At 72.9% G+C, this 20691-nt stretch carries 20 protein-coding genes and 1 pseudogene; 7 read left to right on the top strand and 14 right to left on the bottom strand.

All coding sequences use genetic code 11. From position 1 onward, the window contains the following. Positions 1–7: 7 nt before the first annotated feature. Positions 8–769, bottom strand: coding sequence for an alpha/beta hydrolase (locus tag SCK26_RS14555; RefSeq protein WP_318201745.1), 762 nt, complete (start codon positions 767–769; stop codon positions 8–10). A 139-nt stretch (positions 770–908) separates the two neighbouring features. Between SCK26_RS14555 and SCK26_RS37975 the strand changes: the two are divergent. Both SCK26_RS37975 and SCK26_RS14545 read left to right on the top strand, forming a co-directional pair. Next, positions 909–1034: pseudogene (locus tag SCK26_RS37975) on the top strand (adenosine deaminase); the annotation flags it as partial. Positions 1035–1236: 202 nt separating this feature from the next. Continuing rightward, positions 1237–1620: an ATP-binding protein gene (locus SCK26_RS14545; protein ID WP_318201744.1), complete on the top strand. Its 384-nt coding sequence runs from the start codon at positions 1237–1239 to the stop codon at positions 1618–1620. Between the two features lie 80 nt (positions 1621–1700). Here SCK26_RS14545 and SCK26_RS14540 read toward each other — a convergent pair whose 3' ends face one another. From SCK26_RS14540 to afsQ1, 5 genes are all read right to left on the bottom strand, one after another. Then, on the bottom strand, positions 1701–1901 hold the full coding sequence (locus SCK26_RS14540) for a PspC domain-containing protein (RefSeq protein ID WP_318201743.1): 201 nt from the start codon (positions 1899–1901) through the stop codon (positions 1701–1703). 106 nt (positions 1902–2007) lie between these two features. Then, positions 2008–2574, bottom strand: coding sequence for a VanZ family protein (locus SCK26_RS14535; protein WP_318201742.1), 567 nt, complete (start codon positions 2572–2574; stop codon positions 2008–2010). Between the two features lie 162 nt (positions 2575–2736). Beyond that, positions 2737–3336, bottom strand: coding sequence for a hypothetical protein (locus tag SCK26_RS14530; RefSeq protein WP_318201741.1), 600 nt, complete (start codon positions 3334–3336; stop codon positions 2737–2739). Next, positions 3333–4931 (bottom strand): HAMP domain-containing sensor histidine kinase, encoded by a 1599-nt coding sequence (locus SCK26_RS14525; RefSeq protein WP_318201740.1) that lies wholly within the window; start codon positions 4929–4931, stop codon positions 3333–3335. The genes SCK26_RS14530 and SCK26_RS14525 overlap by 4 nt, the downstream gene beginning before the upstream one ends. Then, positions 4928–5605: a two-component system response regulator AfsQ1 gene (gene afsQ1, locus SCK26_RS14520; protein ID WP_318201739.1), complete on the bottom strand. Its 678-nt coding sequence runs from the start codon at positions 5603–5605 to the stop codon at positions 4928–4930. The genes SCK26_RS14525 and afsQ1 overlap by 4 nt, the downstream gene beginning before the upstream one ends. Positions 5606–5843: 238 nt before the next feature. Between afsQ1 and SCK26_RS14515 the strand changes: the two genes are divergently transcribed. After that, entirely contained in the window at positions 5844–6581 is a 738-nt protein-coding gene (locus tag SCK26_RS14515; RefSeq protein ID WP_318201738.1) for a SigE family RNA polymerase sigma factor, read from the top strand. 186 nt (positions 6582–6767) lie between these two features. Here the strand turns inward: SCK26_RS14515 and SCK26_RS14510 are convergent, their stop codons facing one another. Then, positions 6768–7412 carry a uridine kinase gene (locus SCK26_RS14510; RefSeq protein WP_318201737.1) on the bottom strand — a complete coding sequence of 215 codons (645 nt, stop codon included), beginning with the start codon at positions 7410–7412 and terminating at the stop codon, positions 6768–6770. Positions 7413–7539: 127 nt separating this feature from the next. Here SCK26_RS14510 and SCK26_RS14505 point away from each other — a divergent pair, with 127 nt between their 5' ends. Continuing rightward, positions 7540–7941: a hypothetical protein gene (locus tag SCK26_RS14505; RefSeq protein WP_318201736.1), complete on the top strand. Its 402-nt coding sequence runs from the start codon at positions 7540–7542 to the stop codon at positions 7939–7941. Between the two features lie 20 nt (positions 7942–7961). On the opposite strand, the gene SCK26_RS14500 is transcribed toward SCK26_RS14505, so the two are convergent. Genes SCK26_RS14500 through deoC form a run of 3 tightly spaced genes read right to left on the bottom strand, consistent with a single transcriptional unit; the run spans position 7962 to position 11232 of the window. Next, a complete protein-coding gene (locus SCK26_RS14500; protein WP_318201735.1) occupies positions 7962–8846 on the bottom strand; it encodes an aldehyde dehydrogenase family protein in 885 nt (294 codons plus the stop codon). Next, entirely contained in the window at positions 8839–10269 is a 1431-nt protein-coding gene (locus SCK26_RS14495) for an aldehyde dehydrogenase family protein (protein ID WP_318201734.1), read from the bottom strand. Before SCK26_RS14495 ends, SCK26_RS14500 begins: the two co-directional genes overlap by 8 nt. Before the next feature lie 3 nt (positions 10270–10272). Then, positions 10273–11232 carry a deoxyribose-phosphate aldolase gene (gene deoC, locus SCK26_RS14490; protein WP_318206010.1) on the bottom strand — a complete coding sequence of 320 codons (960 nt, stop codon included), beginning with the start codon at positions 11230–11232 and terminating at the stop codon, positions 10273–10275. Between the two features lie 216 nt (positions 11233–11448). Between deoC and SCK26_RS14485 the strand changes: the two genes are divergently transcribed. Further along, a complete protein-coding gene (locus SCK26_RS14485; RefSeq protein ID WP_318201733.1) occupies positions 11449–12150 on the top strand; it encodes a PH domain-containing protein in 702 nt (233 codons plus the stop codon). Positions 12151–12652: 502 nt separating this feature from the next. Here the strand turns inward: SCK26_RS14485 and SCK26_RS14480 are convergent. From SCK26_RS14480 to SCK26_RS14470, 3 genes are all read right to left on the bottom strand, one after another. Continuing rightward, the gene (locus SCK26_RS14480; protein ID WP_318201732.1) at positions 12653–14284 is read right to left on the bottom strand and encodes a phospho-sugar mutase; all 1632 of its coding nucleotides are present in this window, start codon (positions 14282–14284) and stop codon (positions 12653–12655) included. 139 nt (positions 14285–14423) lie between these two features. Next, positions 14424–15248, bottom strand: a complete 825-nt coding sequence (locus tag SCK26_RS14475) for a purine-nucleoside phosphorylase (protein WP_318201731.1) — start codon at positions 15246–15248, stop codon at positions 14424–14426. Positions 15249–15384: 136 nt separating this feature from the next. Further along, entirely contained in the window at positions 15385–15822 is a 438-nt protein-coding gene (locus tag SCK26_RS14470; RefSeq protein WP_318201730.1) for a gamma-glutamylcyclotransferase, read from the bottom strand. A 96-nt stretch (positions 15823–15918) separates the two neighbouring features. Here SCK26_RS14470 and SCK26_RS14465 point away from each other — a divergent pair, with 96 nt between their 5' ends. Beyond that, a complete protein-coding gene (locus SCK26_RS14465) occupies positions 15919–17367 on the top strand; it encodes an NAD(P)H-quinone dehydrogenase (RefSeq protein WP_318201729.1) in 1449 nt (482 codons plus the stop codon). A gap of 167 nt (positions 17368–17534) precedes the next feature. Next, positions 17535–18479 carry a DeoR/GlpR family DNA-binding transcription regulator gene (locus SCK26_RS14460; protein WP_318201728.1) on the top strand — a complete coding sequence of 315 codons (945 nt, stop codon included), beginning with the start codon at positions 17535–17537 and terminating at the stop codon, positions 18477–18479. A gap of 317 nt (positions 18480–18796) precedes the next feature. Here SCK26_RS14460 and SCK26_RS14455 read toward each other — a convergent pair whose 3' ends face one another. Then, positions 18797–20569, bottom strand: coding sequence for an acetyl/propionyl/methylcrotonyl-CoA carboxylase subunit alpha (locus SCK26_RS14455; RefSeq protein ID WP_318201727.1), 1773 nt, complete (start codon positions 20567–20569; stop codon positions 18797–18799). Positions 20570–20691: the final 122 nt, after the last annotated feature.

Raw genomic sequence — 20691 nt, 5'->3', positions numbered from 1 at the left:
GCGTGGGTCACCGCCGCAACGACCGTCCGAACCCCGCCGCCAGCGGCATCCGCAGGCCGATCGGCGGGGGCGCGGCCAGGGCGTCCTCCACCGGGCGGGAGACGGAGTGGCCGAAGAGGGCGCCGAGGGTGAAGTCGGCGGTCAGGGCGAGGACTTCGGAGCGGTGGCCGTGCAGGCCGTGGCCGTCGGAGTGCACCTCGAAGCGGCACACCTCGCGGTTGGCCTTCTTCGCCCGCTCCGCGTAGCGGAAGGACAGTTCGGGGTCGGTGCGTTCGTCGTTCGTGCCGTGCGCGATCAGGACCCGGCGGCCGGCCAGCTGTTTCACCGGCTCGGCGGGGGCGGCGACATCGTCCTCCGGGAGCCAGGGGGCGAGCGCCACCACGGAGTTGACGGCCTCGTGGCCGCCGGCGCGCAGTGCCGCCCGGCCGCCCATGTCGACGCCGACCAGGCACACGGGGACATCGCCGTAGCGGCGTACGACCTCGTCGGCGGCCCACTCGGCGTCCGCCGCCGGATGCGCGTCGCCGCCGTTCCAGCCGCGGTAGCGGTAGTGGACGCGGTGGACGGCCAGTCCCTCGGCGCGGCCGGCGCGGGCGAGGGCGCGGCCCAGGGAGCGGATCAGGGGGAGGGGGCGCACGGGGAAGGGCCGGCGGTCGGAGACCTCCTCACCGCCGGGGAGCAGCAGCACCGCTCCGCACACCGGAGCCGGCGCCGGGCCGACCGCCTTTCCCAGCCGGGCCGTTCGCACCGGCGACACTCGCTGTCCCATGACAGAACAGTGTCAGAAGGGGCGGTATACGAAACCCGTACGGCGGGTCACCATTGCGTATCGACGGGAAAGCGCCGGAAACAATGGCGCGCGGCAGGTGCTCGACCTCGCCGGTGCCGGAGCCGGCCACCCGCCTCGCACGCTCGGTGATCCGCTGCGCTTCTCCGTCAATGCGATGAAATCGGCGTTCATTCCTTTCGATGAACGTCGCGCGGTGATCAACGACGTCGTCAAGGCCGGATACGCCGGGCTGAAATCCGAATGACTGTTCCGGCAGACCGCGTCCACCAGCGGTTCCGGCCGTCCGGGCGCCTGGCCGCCCTATGCCGGACGGCGAGGAAAGCGGACGTGATGTCACTCGGCGTCCGCATTTCGGTGTTTGCGGTGAGTGGCGTGCGCTGTTTACGGTCGTGGATCGCTCAGATCGTTCGCGATCTCCCGTCTCCGCACGCAAGGACGCATGCACCATGAAGCAGTCTGCTGCCAAGACCCTCGGTGTCGCCGCCCTGGGCGCCGCCGTCGCCGTCATCGGCGCGGGCGCGGCCAACGCGGCCCCGGCCGCCCCGGACGCCGCCCACACCCTGGACACCGTCACCAAGCTGCTGCCGCCCGGGCAGGTCGTCGACGCGCTGCCCGACAGCGGAGCGGTGAAGACGCTCAAGCCCCTGGCCAAGCGCGGTGTCGCCGCCGCGGTGCCGGTCGTCCGCAAGGGCGCGGCCGCCGCGCAGCCCGTCGCCGAGCGCGCCGTCGCCGAGGGCCCGACCAAGCCGGTCGCCGGGCTGCTCGGCGGACTGCCGCTGAAGGGCCTGCCGACGAAGGGCACGCCGGTCAACGGACTTCCGCTCGGCTGACCCCGGCCGACGCGGGACGCGCGGGGCGCTCCGGCCCGTCCGGACGCGCCCCCGTGGCGCACTCGCCCGCACCGCGGCACTCACCAGGCGGTACGGACCTTGTCCTCGGACGGCAGCAGCAGCCACAGCGCGATGTACAGCAGGAACTGCGGGCCCGGCAGCAGGCAGGACACCAGGAAGATCACCCGCATCGTCGTGGCCGAAGTGCCGAAGCGCCGGGCCAGTCCGGCGCAGACTCCGCCGATCACGCGGCCTTGGGTGGGGCGGGAAAGGGCGGCCATGTCGGCTCCTCCGTGGTCGTCGGCTCGCTCCCGAGCCGGTGGCGGGACCCCGCGGGCCCCTCAACTTCCCTCCACGGTAGGCGGACGAAGAGGACGAAGCATCACTCTAAGGTGCGATCCCGACCCTGGGAATCGTCGGGGTACGGCCCTGAGACAGCTCCTCCGCGAGGCCGACCGCCGGCCCGGCCGCCGCACCCGGCTCCCGCGCCGTCCGCCGCCGCAGCCGGGACCGCCCGGCCGGCACCACGGCCAGGTGGGCCAGCACGACCCCCGCCGTGTTCAGCAGCACCGAGTCGACGTCCACCACCCGGCCCGGCACACCGGTCTGCAACAGCGCGATGCCGAGCGAGATCAGCGCGCCGGCCGCGGCCGTCCGCAGCAGCGAGGCGAGCGGGGAGACGGTGAGCCTGCCGTGCGCCGCCGGCAGCAGCACGCCCAGCGGGGCGAGCAGCGCCAGACCCTCGCCGAGCGGCCGGGCGGCACCCGGCCAGCCCAGCGCCAGATCGGCCCGGATGCCGGCCAGCGGACGCAGATTCGGGGGCATCACCCAGGGGACGTCCAAGGGGCGCAGCATCAGCCAGGCGACGAGGGCGAGGTGCGTGGCGAGGAGGACACCCCCCGTCACACGGATGCGGATCGCGGCGCTGCCGCCGATGGAGCCTTGACGCTGCACGCCCCCCTAGACGCGGGCACGGGGCAGAACGGTTCCGCGGTGAAAACGTTTCGGCACGGGCACGCCGCCGTTTCGGCGGGGGCGCACCGGTAAGCGCCCGCGCCGGGGAACACCCGTAGGGGCGGTCCTGCGCACCTCGAGGTGCCGGCCGGCCGTGCCCGCCTACTCCGTGACCTCGCCGGACGGCGGCTGGCTGCTGCCCGGGTGGTCGCGGACCTCGTCCGTGCACTCGAACCGTCGCAGCGGGCCCGCGTCCGGGCCGCCCAGGATGACCGAGCCGTCGCCCTCCGTGGCCGCCGAGTCGGACAGCGTGCACACCAGCTGGGCCAGGGCGTAGGAGGTCAGCCGCGAGGGCGCCGTGCTCAGCCGGAGCGCGTCCTCGGGATCCTTCGGGCCGGGCCCGCGCACCCCGAGTCCGCCCGGGACGTACGTCGTATAGCCCGCGGAGCGCTCCGCGGCCGACGGGGACGCGGCGAGCTGGTCCAGCAGCCCCTGCGCCACGATCACCCGGCGCCGGGCGTCCGGTGTGCCCTCCGGCACCGGCACCGTGCGGTCCACGGCCACCAGGGACGCCCCGCACAGCAGGAAGACCTGCACCGGCACCCCGCGCGAGGACTGCGTGGACCGGTCCGGTCCGGTCAGCGAGCACGGCACCCGGGACGGCGCCGCCCCGAAGTCGGTCGGCACCTCCGTGGCCCGGATGCCGCAGCCGGTGAGCAGCGCGCCGAGGAGGGGCAGCGCCACCAGGCGTCGTACGGTCATGACCCCTCCTTCCCCGCGCTTTCCCGCTCGGTCCCGGCGCCCTTGGCGCCCTTGTCGTCCCCGCCGTCCTGCTCGGTCAGCCGCGAGGCGTCCCGGGGCAGCCGGAGCGTGAACACCGCGCCGCCCTCGGCGGAGTTGGCGGCGATGATCTCGCCGCCGTGGATGTGGGCGTTCTCCAGGGCGATGGAGAGGCCGAGCCCGCTGCCCTCGGAGCGCGGCCGGGAGGCGCTCGCCTTGTAGAAGCGGTCGAAGACGTGCGGCAGCACGTCCTCGGGGATGCCCGGCCCGTGGTCGCGGACCCGGATCTCGACCGAGTCGTCCGCCTCCCGCACCGACACCCGCACCGGCGACCCGCCGTGCTTGAGGGCGTTGCCGATCAGGTTGGCGAGGATGACGTCCAGGCGGCGCGGGTCCAGCTGGGCATGGATGCCGCGCTCGGCGTCCAGCTCGACCGCGTCCAGCCAGGCCCGGGCGTCGATGCAGGCGGTGATCTGGTCGGCGACGTCGACGTCGTCGAGGACCAGCCGGGCGGTGCCCGCGTCGAAGCGGGTGACCTCCATCAGGTTCTCGACCAGGTCGTTCAGCCGCCGGGTCTCGCTGACCACCAGCCGGACCGCGGGCTCGATCATCGGGTCCATGCTGCCGGTCTCCGCCTCCAGCTCCTCCTCCAGCACCTCTGTGACGGCGGTGATGGCGGTGAGCGGGGTGCGCAGCTCGTGCGACATGTCGGCGACGAACCGGCGGGACGCCTCGTCCCGCGCGGCCATCTCCGCGACCCGTTTCTCCAGCGCCTCGGCCGCGTTGTTGAACGTCCGCGACAGATCGGCGAGTTCGTCGGTGCCGGAGACACGCAGCCGGGTGTCCAGCCTGCCTTCGCCGAGCCGCCGCGCGGCCACCCCGAGCCGGTGCACCGGCTTCAGTACGGTCGTGGCGGCGGCCTGCGCGAGCAGCGCGGCGCCGATCAGCGCGAGCCCGGTGGCGATGCCCAGCGACCAGGCCAGCGAGTTGAGGTCCTTCGCCTCCGGCTCCAGGGACTTCGCCATGTAGCCGGTCGGACCGCCGCCGATGACGCGCGTGCCGGCCACCAGGAACGGCGTGCCGTGGTCCACGACCCGCTGCCAGTACAGGTGGTACGGCTGCTTGTTCTGGTCGCCCACCTGCTGCCGCCTGGTCACGGCCGAGCGCAGCGAGGACGGCACGTCCTCCAGCGCGAAGCCGTTGATGCCGCCCGAGTTGCCGTACACCGTCTTGCCGTCGGCGTCCGTGGCGACCAGCAGCACGCTGAAGCGCTGGCTGCTGGCGCCCATCTGGCCGGCGGCGCGCTGTAGTTGGTCCTGGCTCGGGTGCTCGGGCAGCGCGCCCGCGCGGTTCTGCATCTCCTGCCGGAAGTCGCGCAGCACCGCGTCCTGGGCGCGGGTGAGCACCGCCTCCCGGTTGAGCCAGTAGGCGATGCCCGACGCCGACACCGCGGCGGTGAGCGCGACCAGCGCGAACACCACCACCAGGCGCAGCCGCAGGCTGGTCAGCCTCAGGCGCGACAGGTTTCCCCCTCGCCCCGCGGCCCAGCCGCGCAGCCTCCCTCGCGTACCGGTCACTGAGGGACGTCCAGGCGGTAGCCGACACCGCGGACGGTACGGATCAGCGTCGGGGACGACGGGACGTCCTCGACCTTGGCGCGCAGCCGCTGCACACACGCGTCGACCAGGCGCGAGTCGCCCAGGTAGTCGTGCTCCCACACCAGCCGCAGCAACTGCTGCCGGGACAGCGCCTGCCCGGGCCGCCGGCTCAGCTCCAGCAGCAGCCGCAGCTCGGTCGGGGTCAGCTGGAGGTCCTCGCCGTTCTTCGTGACCGTCATCGCCGAGCGGTCGATGACGACGTTGCCGAAGGTCGCCGAGTCGCTGGACTCGCGCTCGCCGCGCCGCAGCACGGCCCGGATCCGGGCGTCCAGCACCCGGCCCTGCACCGGCTTGACGACGTAGTCGTCGGCCCCCGACTCCAGCCCCACCACGACGTCGATGTCGTCGCTGCGCGCGGTCAGCAGGATGATCGGGAGCTGGTCGGTGCGCCGGATGCGGCGGCAGACCTCGAACCCGTCGATGCCGGGCAGCATCACGTCCAGCACGATCAGGTCCGGCCGCTGCTCGCGCAGCAGCTTCAGACCGTCCTCGCCGCTGGCAGCGGTGGCGACCCGGTGTCCCTGGCGCGTCAGGGAGAGCTCCAGGGCCGTACGGATGGCGTCGTCGTCCTCGATCAGCAACAGGGAAGGCACGGGCTCATTCTGGCCCATGGACGGGGTGTCGTACGACCTGCCCGTACCACTCCTCGTACACCGCCACGCACCGTACGCGGCCGGTGACCGGCCCGGCCGGACCCCTGTGACAGGTCTGTGACAGTCGGCGGACACGGCCATGAAGTGGCCCCGGCAGGCTTTTCGTCACGGGCCGGACGGGGAGCCGAGCCGGTCCGGCAAGACCGATTCACCGGAAGTCCACGACGGGGAGCGCGAGATGAACACGCTGCACGGCATCAGCACCAGCGCAGTGGTCACGCGTCTGCACGACGTGCACCGGGGGTCCGAGAAGTCCGGTGCCGCGGGCATGCGGGGGTGCGCTCGCGGCACCGGGCGTCAGCACCCGGCGTACATGTCGGTGGTTGACGCGCACACGGGGGAAATGCACGGGGGAACCGCGTACGGGGAGGGCCCGGGGGAGCGCCGCTCGCTGTCGGAGGCGGAGTTCACCGCCTACGTCCAGGAGCGCCGCTCCTCCCTGTACGCCACCGCCTACCACCTGACCGGCGACCGCCACGAGGCCGAGGACCTGCTGCAGAGCGCGCTGTTCTCGACGTACCGGGCGTGGGACCGGATCAGCGACAAGGCCGCGGTCGGCGGATACCTCCGCCGCACCATGACCAACCTGCACATCAGCGCCTGGCGGCGGCGCAAGCTCAACGAGTACCCGACCGAGGAACTGCCGGAGACGCCCGGCGAGACGGACGCGATGCGCGGCACCGAGCTGCGCGCGGTCCTGTGGCAGGCGCTGGCCCGGCTGCCCGAACTCCAGCGCACCATGCTGGTCCTGCGCTACTACGAGGGCCGCACGGACCCGGAGATCGCCGACATCCTCGGCATCAGCGTCGGCACGGTGAAGTCCAGCATCTGGCGCTCGCTGCGCCGCCTGCGCGACGACGAGGTGCTCAGCTTCGGCCGCGACGAAGAGGCCGCCTTCGGCGAACTGGTCGCCTGAGGGCGGGGCCACCGGGGGGTGGCCCGAGGGGGGAATGCGGGGGCACGGGGATACGGGGCTCCACCGGGGAGTGGAGCCGCGGGGGAACACGGGGGAACACGGGGGAACAACGGGAACGGGACTGGTGGTCCGGGGGGCCTGCCGGTCCCGTTTCGCGTGTCCGCCGCCCGGCGGTCCGCGCCTTTGCTACGACGCCCGGGCCGGCGTCTGCTGCCGCGCCTGGCGGCCCGCCGCCGCTGCCGCCAGCCGGCCCAGCGCCTCGTCCCGGTCGCAGCGGTGCGCGCCGAGGGACACCTGACGGGCGACGATCGAGCGCTCCGCGCGCATCAGCCGCCAGCCGCGGCGCAGCAGGAACGGCACCGACTTGCGGCCCTCCCTCAGATCGCGCACGAAACGCCGCCGGAAGGTGGTGAACGCGCCGCGGGACAGGCACAGCGCGTCCGCCAGCACCCCCAGCTCCCGGCAGCGTTCGACGATCTCCGCGGCGAAGACGCCCTCCGCGATGAACAGCGGGGTACGGCCGATGCTCAGTGTCTCCTCGCCGGTACGGGCGCTCAGCGCGATGTCGTACACCGGCACCGGCGTCGAACCCGTGGCGCACAGCCGGACGATGGCCTCGACCGCGACGTCCGCGTCCCAGGACCGCGGATGGTCCCAGTCGATGTCCGAACTCCCCTCCACCAGCGGCAGGGTCGGGTCGTCACCCTCCTTGTAGAAGTCGTCCAGGCGCAGTACCGGGAGCCCGGAGCGGGCGGCGACGAGGGACTTGCCCGAGCCCGAGGGGCCGCACAGCAGCACGACACGGGCGGGAGACGGAGGATGAATGCTCACGGAACACCAGTTTGACGCATGGTGGACCGCCTGCCGAGCCCGCGGGTCGGCTTTTGAGCGTGAGCCGTACCTCAACTACCCTTCGTGCCGACACGATCACCCAGTGCAGCAGAAGGTGGCATCAGCAATGGCCCGACACGCTTCTCCCCAGCACTCCGCCGCGCAGCGCGCCCTGGTCGTCCTCGCCGTCGCGGGAGCGGCCCTGGGCGCCGGCGCGGTCACCGCGTCCGCCGAGACGATCCCCGGTACGGGCGTGACCTACCGTCCCGTCGACACCGGCACCATCGACCCCGAGGCCGGCCTGCGCGCCCTGACCGGCATCGTCGGCTACGTCACCGGCCCGGTCGCCGGCCTCAAGCCCAACCCGCTGGCGGGCACGGGTGTCGACCCGCTGGACAACGGCGTCGGCACCCAGGTGGCCGACTTCCAGCCGGTCGGCACCCAGATGCTGACGCGCCCGCTGGCCCAGGCCCCGTCGCTGGGCAGCGTGCCGCTGGCGGGCCCGGTCCTCGCGTCCCTGGGCCACTGAGGAGCCCCGGACGGAACTTCTCAGTAGGAAGATCCTCCCGCGCCCAGCGACCCCGTCGGGTGCCACACCGTCTTCGTCTCCAGGAACGCCGTCATCCGCTCGGTCCCGGGCGTCTCGAAATAGTCCACAGCCTGTGGACGCAGGACCCGCTTCAGATTGTCGGCCGCCGCGACCTCCAGCTCCTTCGCCAGCGCCTCGTCCGCTCCCGCGAGGTCGATCGCGTTGACGTCCTGGTGCGCGGCCAGCGGCGCCGCCAGTTCCGCCGTACGGCCGGACAGGACGTTGACGACACCGCCCGGGACGTCGGACGTGGCCAGCACCTCACCGAGGGACAGGGCCGGCAGCGGGGCCTTCTCGGAGGCGATGACGACCGCCGTGTTGCCGGTGGCGATCACCGGGGCCACGACCGACACCAGGCCCAGGAAGGAGGACTCCTGCGGGGCCACGACGGCGACCACGCCGGTCGGCTCGGGGGAGGAGAGGTTGAAGTACGGGCCCGCGACCGGGTTGGCGCCGCCGGTCACCTGGGCGATCTTGTCGGTCCAGCCCGCGTACCAGACCCAGCGGTCGATCGTCGCGTCCACGACGGCCGCCGCCTTCGACTTGGACAGGCCCTCCGCGTCGGCCACCTCGCGCACGAACTGCTCGCGCCGGCCCTCCAGCATCTCCGCGACGCGGTAGAGGACCTGGCCGCGGTTGTAGGCGGTCGCGCCGGACCAGCCGCCGAACGCCTTGCGCGCGGCGACCACCGCGTCCCGGGCGTCCTTGCGGGAGGAGAGGGGCGCGTTCGCCAGCCAGTTGTCCTTCGAGTCCGTCACCTCGTACACCCGGCCGCTCTCCGAACGCGGGAACTTCCCGCCGACGTACAGCTTGTAGGTCTTGAAGACACTCAAACGGTCAGACATCGAGGTACGCCTCCAGGCCGTGGCGGCCGCCCTCGCGGCCGAAGCCCGACTCCTTGTAACCGCCGAACGGCGAGGTCGGGTCGAACTTGTTGAACGTGTTGGACCAGACGACACCGGCGCGCAGCTTGTTCGCGACGGCCAGGATGCGCGAGCCCTTCTCGGACCAGATGCCGGCCGACAGGCCGTACTGGGTGTTGTTGGCCTTGGCGACGGCCTCGTCGGGCGTACGGAAGGTGAGGACCGACAGCACCGGGCCGAAGATCTCCTCACGGGCGATGGTGTGCGCCTGGGTGACGTTCGTGAACAGCGTCGGGGCGAACCAGTAGCCGGAGGAGGGCAGTTCGCAGGCCGGGGACCAGCGCTCGGCGCCCTCCGCCTCGCCCTGCTCGGCCAGCGCGGTGATCCGGGCCAGCTGCTCGGCGGAGTTGATCGCGCCGATGTCGGTGTTCTTGTCCAGCGGGTCGCCGAGGCGGAGCGTGGACAGCCGGCGCTTGAGGGCGTCCAGCACCTCGTCCCGGACCGACTCCTGCACCAGCAGGCGGGAGCCCGCGCAGCAGACCTGGCCCTGGTTGAAGAAGATGCCGCTCACGATGCCCTCGACGGCCTGGTCGACCGGCGCGTCGTCGAAGACGATGTTCGCGCCCTTGCCGCCCAGTTCGAGCGTGAGCTTCTTCGCCGTGCCGGCGACCGTACGGGCGATCTCCTTGCCGACGGCCGTGGAGCCGGTGAAGGCCACCTTGTTCACGTCCGGGTGCGCGACCAGCGCGGCGCCCGTCCGGCCGTCACCGGTCACGATGTTGACCACGCCCTTGGGCAGGCCGGCCTGGCGGCAGATGTCCGCGAAGAACAGGGCCGACAGCGGGGTGGTCTCGGCGGGCTTGAGCACCACCGTGTTGCCGGTGGCGAGCGCCGGGGCGATCTTCCAGGCCAGCATCAGCAGCGGGAAGTTCCACGGGATGACCTGGCCGGCCACGCCCAGCGGGCGCGGGTTCGCGCCGAAGCCGGCGTGGTCGAGCTTGTCGGCCCAGCCCGCGTAGTAGAAGAAGTGCGCGGCGACCAGCGGGAGGTCCGCGTCGCGCGTCTCCTTGATCGGCTTGCCGTTGTCCAGCGTCTCCAGGACGGCCAGCTCGCGGCTGCGTTCCTGGATGATCCGGGCGATGCGGAACAGGTACTTGGCGCGCTCGGCGCCGGGCAGCGCCGACCACTTCTCGAACGCCTTGCGGGCGGCCTTGACCGCGCGGTCGACGTCTTCCGCGTTGGCCTGGGTGTACTCGGCGAGTACTTCCTCGGTGGCCGGGGAGACCGTCTTGCTGAGACCCCCACCCGAGCTTTCGACGAACTCCCCATCGATGAACAGGCCGTACGACGGGGCGATGTCGACGATCGCGCGCGATTCGGGCGCGGGAGCGTACTCGAATGCCATGTTTCAGTCCACCGTTACGTAGTCGGGGCCGGAGTAGCGGCCCGTGGCCAGCTTCTGGCGCTGCATCAGCAGGTCGTTGAGGAGCGAGGAGGCGCCGAAGCGGAACCAGTGGTTGTCCAGCCAGTCCTCGCCCGCCGTCTCGTTGACCAGCACCAGGAACTTGATCGCGTCCTTGCTGGTGCGGATGCCGCCGGCCGGCTTCACGCCGACCTGGACGCCGGTCTGCGCCCGGAAGTCGCGCACGGCCTCCAGCATGAGCAGGGTGTTCGCGGGGGTCGCGTTCACGGCGACCTTGCCGGTGGAGGTCTTGATGAAGTCGGCGCCGGCCAGCATGCCGAGCCAGGAGGCGCGGCGGATGTTGTCGTACGTCGACAGCTCGCCGGTCTCGAAGATGACCTTCAGCCGGGCGCTCGTCCCGCAGGCCTCCTTCACGGCGACGATCTCGTCGTACACCTTCAGGTACCTGCCGGACAGGAAGGCGCCCCGGTCGATGACCATGTCGATCTCGTCGGCGCCGGCGGCGACGGCCTCGCGCACGTCGGCCAGCTTCACGTCGAGCGCGGCGCGGCCGGCCGGGAAGGCGGTGGCCACCGAGGCGACCTTCACGCCGGAACCGGCGACGGCCTCCTTGGCGACGGCCACCATGTCGGGGTAGACGCAGACCGCGGCCGTCGCGGGCGTCGTACGGTCCGTGGGGTCGGGGTGGACCGCCTTGGCGCCGAGCGCCCGGACCTTGCCCGGGGTGTCCGCGCCTTCCAGCGTCGTCAGGTCGACCATCGAGATGGCGAGGTCGATGGCGTACGCCTTCGCGGTGTTCTTGATGGAGCGGGTGCCGAGGGACGCGGCGCGCGCCTCCAGGCCGACCGCGTCGACGCCGGGCAGCCCGTGCAGGAAGCGGCGCAGCGTGCTGTCGGACGCGGCGACGTCCGAGAGAACGTGGGCTGAGGATGCGGTAGTGGGCATGGTCACCAGACGAGCATATCTACGCGCGTAGCGGATGGGAAGTCCCGAGACGGCGCACCGGACGCGGGGCCCGTCGCGGGGATGGCGCCGGGCGCATGACGGTGACGCGTGAGGGGTGGTTCGGGCGGGACGGCCGCACGGCTTCCGGGCGGGGTGGTCGCACCGCTTCCGGGCGGGGCGGTGGCACGGCGAGGGGCGTGGGGCAGAATCGGGCCTATGACCACCCCGGACCACCCGTCACCCGCGTCACAGCCTCCGGTGCCCGCCGGCAAGGACCGGATCTACCGCTCACCCCTGGGGCTGGCGGGGGGCGCGCTGCTGCTCCTGGTCGTGCTCTGGCTGGGCTTCGACGCGCTGTTCAAGGGGCACGGCCGCACCCCGTGGCTGGCGCTGGCCGGCCTGATCCTGGTCGTGCCGCTGATCCTCGCCTTCACGCTCCGCCCGGCGGTCTTCGCCAACGAGGAGCGGCTGCGGGTGCGCAACCCGTTCCGGGTGATCAGCCTGCCCTGGGGCGAGGTCTCCGGCCTGCGCTCCGGCTACACCAACGAGGTCCTCGCCAGGTCCGGCTCCAAGTACCAGCTGTGGGCGGTCCCCGTCTCGCTGCGCGCCCGCAAGAAGGCGGCGCGCCGGCAGCAGCGGGCGGCGGCGGACGCGGCCCGGGGCGTGGCGCCGGGCGGCCGGGGCGGCGGGCTCGGGCCGAGCGGCCTGGGCCTCGGCGGGTTCTCCCTGCGCGGCCCGGACACCGGCCCGGCCCGCGCCGACACCGACAAGGTCATGGACGACCTGCGCGCCCTCCTGGAACAGCACGGCGAGACCGAGCCGGCGCAGGGGGAGGTCACGGTCCGCTGGGCCTACGAGGTGGCCGCCCCCGCGGTCGCCGGCGCGGTACTCCTGGCGATCCTGCTCGCCACGGGCTGAGACCGGCCGGACGCGGTCCGCTCCCGCCGGCCTGCGGCTTCCACGACTGCCGAGGCCGCCCTGCGACTCTTCCGCGGCGCCGGGCTCCCACGAGGGCCCGGCGCCGTTCGCCGTGGCGGCACGGAGCCCGTTCCGCCGGAGGGCGTCGGGCCCTCGAGCCGGTGGCGGGCTTCCGGAGAGTCTCGGTGCGGCGGCGGTTTCGGCGTTCGCGGGTGCGGGGTGGGATGAGGGCGGGTCTGGCCGGTGAACGGCCCGGGACCCGGGCCGGTCTCTTGCCGGTGGTACGGGGTCCGTTCCGGCGTAGGGCGTCGGGCCGTCGGGTCGGTGAGGGGTTTCCGCGGCGTCCCGGCGCGAAGGCGGCGCCCTCGGCGTCCGCAGGCGCGGAGTGGCCGGTGAAGGGGTTCGGACGCCCGGGTGCGGGGTCGGGCCGCCGGAGGCGTGGTGTCGGGGCCGGGCTCCTTGCTGAGGGTGCCCGGCCCCGGGCGGCTCGAAGGGACGTGGGTCAGATGCCCGCGGCCGCCGACAGGTCGTGCTTGATGGCGGTGAGGAGGTCGGCCGCGCGGGCGCGGGCGGCCGGCAGGCCGGCGGGTGCGGAGACCGGCACGACGACCTCCAGGTAGCACTTCAGCTTCGGCTCGGTGCCGCTGGGGCGGACGACGACCCGGGCGCCGTCCAGGGTGTAGCGCAGGCCGTCGGTGGGCGGCAGGCTCTCCGAGCCGAGGCTCAGGTCATCGGCCCGGACGACGGGCAGGCCGGCCAGCTCGGCCGGCGGCCGCTCGCGCAGCCGGCGCATCGCGTCCGCGATCAGCGACAGGTCCTGGACCCGCACCGACAGCTGGTCGGTGGCGTGCAGGCCGTGCTCCACGGCGAGGTCGTCGAGCAGGTCGAGAAGGGTCCGGCCCTCCTCCTTCAGCACCGACGCCAGCTCGGTGATCAGCAGCGCGGCGGTGATGCCGTCCTTGTCGCGCACGCCCTCGGGGTCCACGCAGTAGCCGAGGGCCTCCTCGTAGCCGTAGCGCAGGCCGTCGGCGCGGGCGATCCACTTGAAGCCGGTCAGGGTCTCCTCGTACGGCAGCCCCGCCTTCCCGGCGATCCGGCCGAGCAGGGAGGAGGAGACGATCGACTCCGCGAAGGTGCCTCGCGCACCGCGGTTCACCAGGTGGGCGCCGAGCAGCGCGCCGACCTCGTCGCCGCGCAGCATCCGCCAGTCGGCGCCGTCCCGGACGGCCACCGCGCAGCGGTCGGCGTCGGGGTCGTTGGCGATGACGAGGTCCGGGCCGGCCGTGCGGGCCCGGGCGAAGGCCAGGTCCATCGCGCCCGGCTCCTCCGGGTTCGGGAAGGCGACCGTCGGGAAGTCGGGGTCCGGCTCGGCCTGCTCGGCGACCAGGACCGGCTCGGGGAAGCCGGCCCGGGCGAAGGCGGCGAGGAGCACGTCCTTGCCGACGCCGTGCATGGCCGTGTAGACGGTGCGGGCGGTGCGCGGGGAGTCCGGCGCCAGGACGGCGTCCGTACGGGCCAGATAGGCGTCCAGGACCGAGTCGTCCAGGATCTCCCAGCCGGAGTCCGGGCGCGGCACGTCGTGCAGGGAGGCGATGGCGTCGATCTCGGCGGCGATCTCCGCGTCGGCGGGCGGCACGATCTGGGAGCCGTCGCCGAGGTAGACCTTGTAGCCGTTGTCCCGGGGCGGGTTGTGGCTGGCGGTGACCTCCACGCCGGCGACCGCGCCGAGGTGCCGGATCGCGAAGGCGAGCACGGGGGTGGGCAGCGGCCGGGGGAGCACGGCGGCACGCAGGCCGGCGCCGGTCATCACGGCGGCGGTGTCCCGGGCGAAGTCGGCCGACTTGTGCCGGGCGTCGTAGCCGACGACGACCAGGCCGTCGCCTCGGCCCTGCTTCTTCAGGTACGCGGCGAGACCCGCGGCGGCGCGGATGACGACGCTGCGGTTCATGCGCAGCGGGCCGGCGCCCAGCTCGCCGCGCAGGCCCGCCGTGCCGAACTGGAGCGTGCCGCTGAACCTGGCCGTCAGTTCCGCCGTGTCGCCGGCGTCGATCAGCTTGGCGAGTTCGTCGCGAGTGTCCTGGTCGGGATCCTCGGCGAGCCAAGCCTCGGCCCGGGCGATGAGATCGTCGTGCACCTTGGGATCAACCTCTCCGTGTTTGCCTGGTCCTTCCGGAGGCTCCGCCCCCGGGCCCCGTCTGCCCACCTGCCCGGCCGGACCGGGGACGAGCGGGCGCGCCGCCGTCACGGCCGCACGCGCCCGGCGCCGCACCGGCTCAGATGCGGCCCAGCACCTGCGTCAGCAGCTGGCCCATCCGGGCCGCCGAGTCACGGCCGGCCTGGAGGACCTCCTCGTGGTTGAGGGGCTCGCCGGTCATGCCCGCGGCCAGGTTGGTGACCAGGGAGATGCCCAGCACCTCGGCACCCGCCTCGCGCGCGGCGATGGCCTCCAGGACCGTGGACATGCCGACCAGGTCCGCGCCGATGACGCGGGCCATGCGGATCTCGGCCGGGGTCTCGTAGTGCGGGCCGGGGAACTGGGCGTAGACGCCTTCCTCCAGCGTGGAGTCGATCTCCTTGCACAGGGCGCGCAGCCGCGGCGAGTACAGGTCCGTCAGGTCGACGAAGTTCGCGCCGACGATCGGGGACGTCGCCGTCAGGTTGATGTGGTCGCTGATCAGCACCGGCTGGCCGGGGCGCATGCCCTCGCGCAGACCGCCGCAGCCGTTGGTGAGCACCACGGTCTTGCAGCCGGCCGCGACCGCCGTGCGCACGCCGTGCGCCACCGCCGCGACGCCACGGCCCTCGTAGTAGTGCGTGCGGCCGAGGAAGACCAGGGCGCGCTTGTCACCGAAGGAGTACGAGCGGACCTTGCCGCCGTGGCCCTCGACGGCCGGCGGCGGGAAGCCGGGCAGCTCGGTGACCTGGAACTCGGCGTCGGGAGCGCCCAGCGCGTCGACGGCCGGAGCCCAGCCGGAGCCCATCACGAGGGCGACGTCGTGGGTCTCGGCGCCGGTGAGGGCGCGCAGGCGCGCGGCGGCGGCGTCGGCGGCGGCGTAGGGGTCGCCCTGGATGTCGTCCGGAAGAAGAGATGCGTTCACGCCGATGAGGGTAACCGCTCTTCGCCTACGCGCGTAGATGACAGAGCGCACGGGATTGGGTCCGTTGCCTTGTCGTTTTCCACAAAGGGTGGGCAAAACGGGAGATAACGGGCCTGGCGCCGGACTCGGCCCGGACTCAGCAGGGACGCTTGCGGAGTTCCATCACATAGTCGTGCGGCGCCCCCGCCGACTCCGCCGCGTCGGCGATCTCGCCCAGATAGCGCGCCGACGGCAGCCCGCCCTCGTACCCGTTGAGGACGTAGGCCCAGGCCGGCTCCTCACCGTCCAGGGTGTGCGCGCGCACGCGGACCCGGCGGTAGAGGTCGAGCCCCACCCCTTCCCACCGGTCGAGCGCCTCCTCGTCCATGGGCGCGATGTCGTACAACCCGACGAATACCTGGGCCAGTGGGTCCTCGACGATCGTCGCCAGCGCGCCCTCCCAGCCCAGCTGCTCGCCGCCGAAGGTCAGCCGCCAGCCGTTCAGCCAGCCGGTGGCGCGCAGCGGGGAGTGCGGGGCGCGGCGGGACATCAGGCGCGCGTCGAGGTTGCCGGCGTAGGCGGCATAGAGCGACATGGGGAGAGGGTACGGCAGCCGCCCCGCGCACCCCGTGCGTCACGGGAGCGACCCGGCGGTGCCCCGGGGCAGTGGCACCTTGAAGCGTGCGGGACAATGGAGTACGTGACTCGGATCGTGATCATCGGTGGCGGACCCGGCGGATACGAGGCGGCCCTGGTGGCCGCCCAGCTCGGCGCGGAGGTGACCGTCGTCGACTGCGACGGTCTGGGCGGAGCGTCGGTGCTGACCGACTGCGTGCCGTCGAAGACCCTTATCGCTACGGCCGAGGTGATGACCACCTTCGACTCCTCCTACGAGGAGCTGGGGATCATCGTCGCCGACGACACCCCGCCGCTGGAGCGGTCGGCCCGGGTGGTCGGCGTGGACCTCGGCAAGGTCAACCGCCGGGTGAAGCGCCTCGCGCTCGCCCAGTCCCACGACATCACCGCCTCCGTCACGCGCGCCGGCGCCCGGGTCATGCGCGGGCGCGGCCGGCTGGACGGCATGCAGGCCCTGGACGGGTCCCGGAAGGTCGTCGTCACCGCCGCCGACGGCACCGAGGAGACCCTCACCGCCGACGCCGTCCTCATCGCCACCGGCGGCCACCCGCGCGAGCTGCCCGACGCCCGCCCCGACGGCGAGCGCATCCTCAACTGGACCCAGGTCTACGACCTCACCGAGCTGCCCGAAGAGCTGATCGTGGTCGGTTCCGGCGTCACCGGTGCCGAGTTCGCCGGCGCCTACCAGGCCCTCGGCTCCAAGGTCACCCTCGTCTCCTCCCGCGACCGCGTGCTGCCCGGCGAGGACCCGGACGCCGCCGCCGTGCTGGAGGACGTCTTCCGGCGCCGTGGCATGAACGTCATGGCCCGCTCCCGCGCGCAGTCCGCCAAGCGCGTCGGCGACCGGGTCGAGGTCACGCTGGCCGACGGCCGGGTCATCACCGGCAGCCACTGCCTGATGGCCGTCGGCGCCATTCCGAACAGCGCGGGCCTGGGCCTGGAGGAGGCCGGGGTCAAGCTGCGCGAGTCCGGGCACATCTGGACCGACAAGGTCTCGCGCACCACCGCTCCCGGCGTCTACGCGGCCGGCGACGTGACCGGCGTCTTCGCCCTCGCGTCCGTCGCCGCCATGCAGGGGCGCATCGCCATGTACCACTTCCTGGGCGACGCGGTGGCCCCGCTGGACCTGAAGACGGTCTCCTCGAACGTCTTCACCGACCCCGAGATCGCCACCGTCGGCTACACGCAGGCGGACGTGGACGCCGGCAAGATCGACGCGCGCGTGGTCAAGCTGCCGCTGCTGCGCAACCCGCGCGCGAAGATGCAAGGCATCCGGGACGGCTTCGTGAAGATCTTCTCCCGGCCGGGCACCGGGATCGTCGTCGGCGGTGTCGTGGTGGCGCCGCGCGCCTCGGAACTGATCCACCCCATCTCGATCGCCGTCGACAACAATCTGACGGTCGAACAGATCGCGAACGCCTTCACCGTGTACCCCTCTCTTTCGGGGTCGATCGCGGAGGTCGCCCGCCAGCTGCACACCCGCAGGGCGAGCGCGGAGGGCTGACGGACCCGGCCGGCTTTCCGCTGGTCACGGGGGATCGGGGCGCCGACGGACGGCGAGGCCGGGCCGGTCGGCGCCCTATATCACTTCGCACCGCACTCTGCGAACAACTTCTGCTATTCGGCGCAAACTGCTGAAAGCAGACGGTCGCTGGGGTTACTGTCAGTTTCGTGTTCGCTGCTGAACGTCGCCAATTGATCCTCGAAATGGTGCGAGCGAACGGTGCCGTGTCGCTCCGTGAACTCGCCCGCGTCGTCCAGACCTCCGAAGTGACCGTACGGCGGGACGTGCGCGCACTGGAGGCCGAAGGACTCCTCGACCGCCGGCACGGCGGTGCGGTGCTGCCGGGCGGGTTCACCCGCGAGTCCGGCTTCCCGCAGAAGTCGCACCTCGCGACCGCCGAGAAGACCGCCATCGCCGATCTCGCCGCGAGCCTCGTCGACGAGGGCGAGGCCATCGTGGTCGGGGCGGGTACGACCACGCAGGAGCTGGCCCGCCGCCTCGCGCGCGTGCCGGGCCTGACGGTCGTCACCAACTCCCTCCTGGTGGCCCAGGCGCTGGCCCACGCCAACCGGGTGGAGGTCGTGATGACCGGAGGCACCCTGCGCGGCTCCAACTACGCCCTCGTCGGCTCCGGGGCCGAACAGTCCCTCCAGGGCCTGCGCGTCTCCAAGGCCTTCCTCTCCGGAAGCGGCCTGACCGCCGAACGGGGCCTGTCCACCTCCAACATGCTCTCGGCATCCGTCGACCGGGCCCTGGTCCAGGCCGCCGCGGAGGTCGTGGTCCTCGCCGACCACACCAAGCTCGGCACGGACACGATGTTCCAGACCGTGCCGACGGACCTGATCACCCGCCTGGTCACCGACGAGCCCCCGGCCCACGACGACCGCGCGGTCACCGAACTCCAGGCCCTCGCCGACCAGGGCGTCCAGATCGCCGTTGCGGGGGCGAGCGGAAACCCGGGGGGTGACCAGGTCCCGGCGGGCCGCCGCACGCCCCTGCCGGGACCCCGCAGAAGCCACCTCCCCGGCACGTCCGCCCTCCGCTCCACCACCCCTCTCCCCGACCCGGCCCCGTCCGAACGGGGACGCGTGGCGGATCTGCGGCGGCGCTGAGCGGCCTGCCCAAGGGGGCCGCTGCGCACGGGCGCGGACGGCCCGGCCGGCGGCTCGCCGGACGAGAGTGACCACGGCGTGCGCCGACGCCGTTCACAGCGTGGTCGCGGCCACCGTCGCGGGACCGTGGCGGGCCACGGCGGCTCAGCCGGCCCCCGGGAATGTCCGGTGGCAGCCCGGGGCGGCCGGGCGGCGCTGCCGCCGCGTGCACGTTCTCACCGCGCCTCCCGCCACCGACCGTGCCGACCGCGCCCCCGAACGCGGCCGGCCCCCGGCGACGTGCGCCAGGGGCCGGCTCGCTGCCGTACGACTGCGGTTCAGTCCTTGATCTCGCAGATGGCGGCGCCGGAGGTGAGGGAGGCGCCGACTTCGGCGGTGAGGCCCTTGACGGTGCCGGACTTGTGGGCGTTGAGGGGCTGTTCCATCTTCATGGCCTCCAGGACGACGACGAGGTCGCCTTCCTCGACCTGCTGGCCTTCCTCGACGGCGATCTTGACGATGGTGCCCTGCATCGGGGAGGCGAGGGTGTCACCGGAGGCGGCGGGGCCGGACTTCTTCGCCGCGCGCCGCTTGGGCTTGGCCCCGGCCGCCAGACCCGTACGCGCCAGGCTCATGCCCAGGGACGAGGGGAGGGAGACCTCCAGGCGTTTGCCGCCGACCTCGACCACGACGGTCTCGCGGCCCAGTTCCTCCTCCGCCTCGGTGCCGGCGGGAGCGGTGAAGGGCTTGATGTCGTTGACGAACTCGGTCTCGATCCAGCGGGTGTGGACCGTGAACGGGCCGTCCTGACCGTGGACCTCGGGGGCGAAGGCGGGATCGGTGACCACCTTGCGGTGGAAGGGGATCGCGGTGGCCATGCCCTCGACCTGGAACTCCTCCAAAGCCCGCGCGGCCCGCTGGAGCGCCTCCCTGCGGGTGCGGCCGGTGACGACCAGCTTGGCGAGCAGGGAGTCCCAGGCCGGGCCGATCACACTGCCGGCTTCCACGCCCGCGTCCAGACGGACACCGGGACCGGAGGGCGCGTCGAAGCGGGTGACGGTGCCGGGAGCGGGCAGGAAGTTCCGGCCGGGGTCCTCGCCGTTGATGCGGAACTCGAAGGAGTGACCGCGCAGGACCGGATCGCCGTAGCCGAGTTCCTCGCCGTCGGCGATGCGGAACATCTCGCGGACCAGGTCGATGCCGGCGACCTCCTCGGTGACCGGGTGCTCGACCTGGAGGCGGGTGTTGACCTCCAGGAAGGAGATCGTGCCGTCCTGCCCGACGAGGAACTCACACGTGCCCGCGCCCTCGTAGCCGGCCTCCTTCAGGATCGCCTTCGACGCCCGGTACAGCTCCGCCCGCTGCTCCTCGGACAGGAACGGTGCGGGGGCCTCCTCCACCAGCTTCTGGTGGCGGCGCTGCAGGGAGCAGTCGCGGGTGGAGACCACGACGACGTTGCCGTGCTTGTCGGCCAGGCACTGCGTCTCCACGTGCCTCGGGCGGTCGAGGTAGCGCTCGACGAAGCACTCGCCGCGGCCGAACGCGGCGACCGCCTCACGCACGGCGGACTCGTACAGCTCGGGGACCTCCTCCAGGGTGCGGGCGACCTTCAGGCCGCGGCCGCCACCGCCGAACGCGGCCTTGATCGCGATCGGCAGGCCGTGCTCCTCGGCGAACGCCACGACCTCCTCCGCACCGCTCACCGGGTCCGGTGTGCCGGCGACCAGCGGCGCACCCGCGCGCTGCGCGATGTGCCGGGCGGCGACCTTGTCCCCCAGGTCCCGGATGGCCTGCGGCGGCGGGCCGATCCAGACCAGACCCGCGTCCAGGACGGCCTGCGCGAACTCCGCGTTCTCCGACAGGAAGCCGTAACCCGGATGGACGGCGTCCGCGCCGGACTCGCGGGCGGCGTTCAGGATCTTGTCGATGACGAGATAGCTGGTGGCCGGGGTGTCACCGCCCAGGGCGAACGCCTCATCCGCGGCGCGGACATGCAGAGCGTCCCGGTCCGGGTCGGCGTAGACGGCCACGCTCGCGATCCCGGCGTCCCGGCAGGCCCGGGCCACGCGGACAGCGATTTCGCCACGGTTGGCGATGAGCACCTTGCGCACGATTGAGGCTCCCTCCTTGAAACAAGCCGAGTTTAGGGACTGCCGACACGGCACTTCGACCCGTCCCCGATGGTGAGCTTGCCCACACGGAGCGTGATACGAGGCTCGCTCGACCAGAGAAA

Origin of the sequence: Streptomyces sp. SCL15-4 (assembly GCF_033366695.1) — a bacterium.
GTDB lineage: Bacteria > Actinomycetota > Actinomycetes > Streptomycetales > Streptomycetaceae > Streptomyces.
This window is presented reverse-complemented; position numbering and strand designations above follow the sequence as displayed.